At 70.3% G+C, this 4,461-nt stretch carries 3 protein-coding genes; 1 reads left to right on the top strand and 2 read right to left on the bottom strand.

The genetic code is table 11. From position 1 onward, the window contains the following. On the bottom strand, positions 1 to 1,036 hold a 1,036-nt coding region (gene tal, locus Q7T52_RS11030), incomplete at its 3' end, for a transaldolase (RefSeq protein ID WP_304802398.1). 41 nt (positions 1,037 to 1,077) lie between these two features. Continuing rightward, positions 1,078 to 3,201 (bottom strand): transketolase, encoded by a 2,124-nt coding sequence (gene tkt, locus Q7T52_RS11025; RefSeq protein WP_304802396.1) that lies wholly within the window; start codon positions 3,199 to 3,201, stop codon positions 1,078 to 1,080. 146 nt (positions 3,202 to 3,347) lie between these two features. Here tkt and Q7T52_RS11020 point away from each other — a divergent pair, with 146 nt between their 5' ends. After that, positions 3,348 to 4,289, top strand: a complete 942-nt coding sequence (locus tag Q7T52_RS11020; protein WP_370692318.1) for a heme o synthase — start codon at positions 3,348 to 3,350, stop codon at positions 4,287 to 4,289. Positions 4,290 to 4,461: the final 172 nt, after the last annotated feature.

Below are 4,461 nucleotides of genomic sequence, written 5' to 3'. Positions count from 1 at the left end.
CGACGCCCTCGGCCTCGAGGGCGAGGAACACGTCGTCGAGGTCGATGCCGACCGCGCTGAGCTGGTCGAAGACCTGCTGGGCCTCGGCGCCCTTGCCGGTGACCTCGTCGCCGGTCACCTCGCCGTGGTCCTCGAAGGCCTCGAGGGTCTTCTCCGGCATCGTGTTGACGGTGTCGGCGACGACCAGGTCGGCGACGTAGAGGGTGTCGGGGTAGTCGGGGTTCTTGACCCCGGTGGAGGCCCACAGCGGACGCTGGGCGTGTGCGCCCACGTCGCTGAGCTGCTTCCAGCGGTCACTGGCCAGGACCTCCTCGTAGGCGGCGTAGGCCAGTCGCGCGTTGGCGACCGCGGCCTTGCCCTTGAGGGCGGTGGCCTCCTCGGAGCCGACGGCGTCGAGCCGCTTGTCGATCTCGCTGTCGACACGCGAGACGAAGAACGACGCCACCGACTGGATGCGGCCGAGGTCGAGCCCGTTGTCGCGGGCGGCCTCGAGACCACTGAGGTAGGCGTCCATGACGGCGCGGTAGCGCTCGATCGAGAAGATCAGCGTGACGTTGACGCTGATGCCCTGGGAGATCGCGGCGGTGATGGCGGGCAGGCCCTCCTGGGTCGCGGGGATCTTGATCAGCACGTTGGAGCGGTCGACGGCCTCCCACAGCGCCTGGGCCGACGCGATCGTGGCGCCGGTGTCGTTGGCGAGGTCGGGCTCGACCTCGATCGACACCCGGCCGTCGGTGCCGGAGGAGTCGGCGACGGGCTTGAAGATGTCGCAGGCGTTGCGGACGTCCTCTGTGGTGAGCTCGAAGATCACCCGGTCGACGGGCTGGCCGTCGGCGACGAGCTTGCGGACCTGCTCGTCGTACCTCTCACCGTCGGCGATGGCCGCGGCGAAGATCGTCGGGTTGGTGGTGACGCCGACGACGGACTTGTCCTTGACGAGCGCGGCGAGGTTGCCGCTCTCGATGCGCTCGCGGGACAGGTCGTCGAGCCAGATGCTGACGCCCGCGTCGGCGAGCGCCTTCAGTCGATCGGTCATGTTTCCTCCTGTGATCGGTGGGTGGGCGGACGCCGTGGGGGTCAGAGGTTCTGAGCCTGGGCGGCCGCGATGCTGTCCTTGGCGGCCTGGGCCACCGCTTCGCCGGTGATGCCGTACTCCTGGTAGATGCGCTGGTAGTCGGCCGAGGCGCCGTAGGTGTCGATGGACACGATGCGGCCGGCGTCGCCGACATAGTCGCGCCAGCCCTGCTTGACCCCGGCCTCGACCGAGACGCGCGCCTTGGCGGTCGGCGGGAGGACGGTGTCGCGGTAGGACTGGTCCTGCGCCTCGAACCACTCGAAGCACGGCATCGAGACCACGCGGGCCGCGATGCCGTCGGCGGCGGGCAGGTCGCGGGCCGCGACGGCGACCTGGACCTCGGACCCGGTGGCCAGCAGCACGACGTCGGGGGTGCCCTCGGCGCCCACGAGGACGTAGCCGCCGCGGTGGACGTCGGTGGTGTCGGCCCAGTGCTCACCGGTCTCGGCGTCAGCGCCGCGCGGAAAGGTCGGGACGTTCTGGCGGGTCAGCGCCAGGGCGGCCGGCCGGTCGGTGTGGCCGAGGATCGTCTGCCAGCAGGCGGCGGTCTCGTTGGCGTCGGCCGGGCGTACGACGTCGAGCCCGGGCATCGCGCGGAGCGCGGCGAGGTGCTCGATCGGCTGGTGGGTGGGGCCGTCCTCGCCGAGACCGATGGAGTCGTGGGTCCAGACGTAGGTGACCGGCAGCCCGCTGAGCGCGGCCACGCGGACGGCGCCGCGCATGTAGTCGGAGAACGTGAGGAACGTGCCGCCGAAGACGCGGGTCAGCTTGTCGGCGGCGATGCCGTTCATGATCGCGCCCATGCCGTGCTCGCGGATGCCGAAGTGCAGGACGCGGCCCTGGTAGGGGTCACCGGACCACTGCTCGGTGGTGCGCGAGGCCGGGATGAACGACGGCGCCGACTCGATCGTCGTGTTGTTGGACCCGGCCAGGTCGGCCGAGCCGCCCCACAGCTCGGGCATCAGGTCGGCGATGGCGTTGATCACCTTGCCGGACGCCGACCGGGTGGCGACGCCCTTGGCGTCGGCCTCGAAGGTCGGGAGGGCCTCGGTGAACCCGTCGGGGAGCTCGCGGGCCTTGAGGCGGTGGAGCAGGACCGCCTTGTCGGGGTTGGCGGCCGACCAGGCGGCGTACTGCTCGTCCCAGGCGGACCCGGTGGCCGCGCCCCGCTCGCCGAGGCTGCGGGTGTGAGCCAGCACCTCGGCCGGGACCGGGAACTTCTCCTTGGGGTCGAAGCCGAGCACGACCTTGGTGGCCTCGACCTCGTCGTCGCCGAGAGCGCTGCCGTGGGCCTTCTCGGTGCCCTGGGCCTTGGGTGCGGGCCAGGCGATGATCGTGTTGAGCACGATGAGCGACGGCTGGTCGGTGACCTCGCCCGCGGCCAGGATCGCCGCGTAGAGCTCGGGGACGTCCTCGACGTAGTCGGTGCCTCCGTTGGTCCAGTCGACCACCTGCACGTGCCAGCCGTAGGCCTCGTAGCGCTTGGCGACGTCCTCGGTGAACGCGACGTCGGTGTCGCCCTCGATCGAGATGCGGTTGCGGTCGTAGATCATCGTGAGGTTGCCGAGCTCCTGGGTGCCGGCGATCGAGCTCGCCTCACCACTGACGCCCTCCTCGAGGTCGCCGTCGGAGCAGATGGCATAGACGTGGTGGTCGAACAGGCTCTCGCCCGGCGCGGCGTCGGGGTCGAGCATCCCGTGGATGCGACGACCCGACATGGCCATGCCCACGGCGTTGGCAACGCCCTGGCCCAGAGGCCCGGTCGTCACCTCGACGCCGGCCGTGTGGCCGAGCTCGGGGTGGCCGGGGGTCTTGGAGCCCCAGGTACGCAGCGCCTTGATGTCGTCGAGCTCGAGCCCGAACCCACCGAGGTAGAGCTGCGTGTAGAGCGTGATGCTCGAGTGGCCGCACGACAGCACGAACCGGTCGCGCCCGATCCACGAGGGGTCGGCCGGGTCGTGCCGCATCACCTTCTGGAAGAGGAGGTACGCCGCGGGGGCGAGACTCATCGCGGTGCCGGGGTGGCCGTTGCCGACCTGCTGGACGGCGTCCATGGCCAGCACGCGGGCCGTGTCGACGGCCTTCTTGTCCAGGTCGGTCCAGTCGAGGGCGGGGGTGTCGCTCACGGGTCTCCTAGGCGGATTGGAACGGTCCAACGGATCGGGCCTCGGTCAATGCCGAGCCTACTCAGGTCGAGGGATAGGCTGACACCGCCTCATCGGGGGTGACCACGCCTGGCACCCCGTCCCCAGCCCAGACCCGAGGGACCTTCGTGACCTACGTCGACGAGTCTCGACCTGCCGTGCAGCAGCCTGAGCCGGCACCCGTGAGCCTCAAGGACGTCGTCTCGGCGTACGTCGGCCTCACCAAGCCGCGTGTCATCGAGCTGCTGCTCCTCACCACCGTGCCGGTCATGTTCTTCGCCGAGCGGGGCGTTCCCGCCCTCGGCCTCGTCGCCGCCACCGTCGTGGGCGGTGCCCTGTCGGCCGGCTCGGCGTCGGCCTACAACTGCGTCTACGACCGCGACATCGACGAGCAGATGCGCCGTACCCGGCGCCGCGCGCTCCCGCGCCACGTCGTCACGCCGACCTCGGCGCTGGTCTTCGCGACCGTGCTGATGGTCGTCTCGACCGTCGTGCTGGCCCTGTGGGTCAACCCGCTCTCCGCCGTGCTGTCGGTGGCCGCCAACGCGTTCTACGTCTTCGGCTACACGATGCTGCTCAAGCGCCGTACGACGCAGAACATCGTCTGGGGAGGCATCGCCGGCTGCTTCCCGGCCCTCATCGGCTGGACCGCCGTCACCGGCGAGCTCTCGTGGGTGCCGATCGTGCTGTTCGCCGTCGTCTTCTTCTGGACGCCGCCGCACACCTGGGCGCTGGCGCTGCGCTACCGCGAGGACTACGCCAACGTCGACGTGCCGATGCTGCCGGTCGTGAAGCCCGCGGCCGAGGTCGGCCGCCAGATCGTGCTCTACAGCTGGGTCATGGTCGCGACGTCGCTGCTGCTGTGGCCCGTCGCCGGCACCGGCTTCGTCTACCCGGTCGTCGCCGCCGTGCTCGGCGGGGTGTTCCTGGTTCAGGCCCACAAGATGTGGGCCCGCGCCCGCGGCACCGAGGACCTCAGCGTCATCCAGCCGATGCGGCTCTTCCACCACAGCAACCTCTACCTGTCGCTGCTGTTCGTGGCCGTGGCGTTGGACCCGCTGCTGTTCTGAGCTTGTCGGCTGGGTGGGTGGTTGGCCTGGCCGTTCGACTCGTTCGATCGCTCGAGTTGGTGGCGGGTTGGGGTTGGTCTGCGCGGTCAACTCGTGCGATCGCACGAGTTGGTGGCGGGTCGGGGTCGGTGTGCGCGGTCAACTCGTGCGATCGCTCGAGTTGGTGGCGGGT

Source organism: Nocardioides sp., assembly GCF_030655615.1.
GTDB lineage: Bacteria > Actinomycetota > Actinomycetes > Propionibacteriales > Nocardioidaceae > Nocardioides.
The sequence above is the reverse complement of the archived record's forward strand: the minus strand, read 5'-3'. Positions and strand labels throughout refer to the sequence as shown.